Genomic DNA, 1061 nt, shown 5'->3' with positions numbered 1-1061 from the left:
TCCTTGCTCTGCACCCACTGGATGAAGGTCCATGCGGCTTCCTGCTCTTCCGGCGACGTGTTCTTGGGAATGCCCCAGCCCCAGCCGCCGCTTTCGCCATGGCCACCCGGCATCACCGACAGGCCGACCTTGCCGGCGACCGTCGGACACTTCACGGCATCGTCCATCTGCGGCAGCATCCACCAATAGGTGACCATGCTGAAGGCGGAACCGCTGCACATCAGGCGCATGGTGTCATCGAGTGTCGCCGATATGGCACCCTGCTGGGCGCCATGCTGGATGTTGTCGACATAGAGATCGAGCGCCTTCTTGGCCTCTGCCGTGTCGAGGCTCGCCTTGCCGTCGGCATTAAGATAGCTGCCGCCGGCGGAGAACAGGTAGTTGGAGAATTCCATGCTGTTGGGATCGCCGCGCTGGCCCTGCATCGCGGCTCCGGCGACGCCTGCATTGGCCTTCATGAATTTGGAAATCGCCACATAGTCTTCGAGGGTCGTCGGCAAAGCGAGTTCCTTGCCGGTTGCCGTCTTGTAGGCGGCCTTGAGCTTCTCGTCGCCGATCAGGTCCGTGCGGTAGAGGAGGCCCATCGAGTAGTTGTACATGGGCACCAGGAACAGCTGATCCTTGGTCCGGCCGAGCAGGTCAAGCGTCGAGGGAATGAAGGGGCCTAGATCGTATTTGGATTTCTCGACGAAGGGTTTCAGATCGGCGAGCCAGCCGGCGGCCGGAAATTCGCCGGCCCACAGGAAGTCGACCTCGAGCACATTGTAGTAGCTCTGCGGCGCGGTCAGCTGGGACACCAGCTTGTCGTGCATGTCGGGATAGCCGATCTTCTCGAACTCGACCTTGATGCCGGTCTGCTTCTCGAATTCGGGCAACAGCGCTTCGATGATCTTGGTTTCCGGCACGTCCTCCATCAAGGCGTGCAAGGTGATGGGCTCAGCCGCCCTGGCCGGAAGCGATGCGCTGACAACAGCTGCCCCGCTCACGGCCGTCATCAGCATTTTGATCAAGGTCTGCTTGTTCCAAGTCATAACTCTCTACTCCTCTTTCCCTCTGGACGC

1 protein-coding gene is annotated in these 1061 nt (G+C 60.5%); it reads right to left on the bottom strand.

What is annotated here, in order from left to right:
* Window positions 1-1031, bottom strand: a 1031-nt coding sequence (locus tag EN893_RS35320; protein WP_128362232.1) for an extracellular solute-binding protein, incomplete at its 3' end; no start/stop codon positions are given.
* Between the last annotated feature and the right edge of the window lie 30 nt (window positions 1032-1061).

The sequence above is a fragment of the Mesorhizobium sp. M7A.F.Ca.CA.004.04.2.1 genome, from assembly GCF_004022825.1.
Lineage (GTDB): Bacteria > Pseudomonadota > Alphaproteobacteria > Rhizobiales > Rhizobiaceae > Mesorhizobium.
The sequence above is the reverse complement of the archived record's forward strand: the minus strand, read 5'-3'. Positions and strand labels throughout refer to the sequence as shown.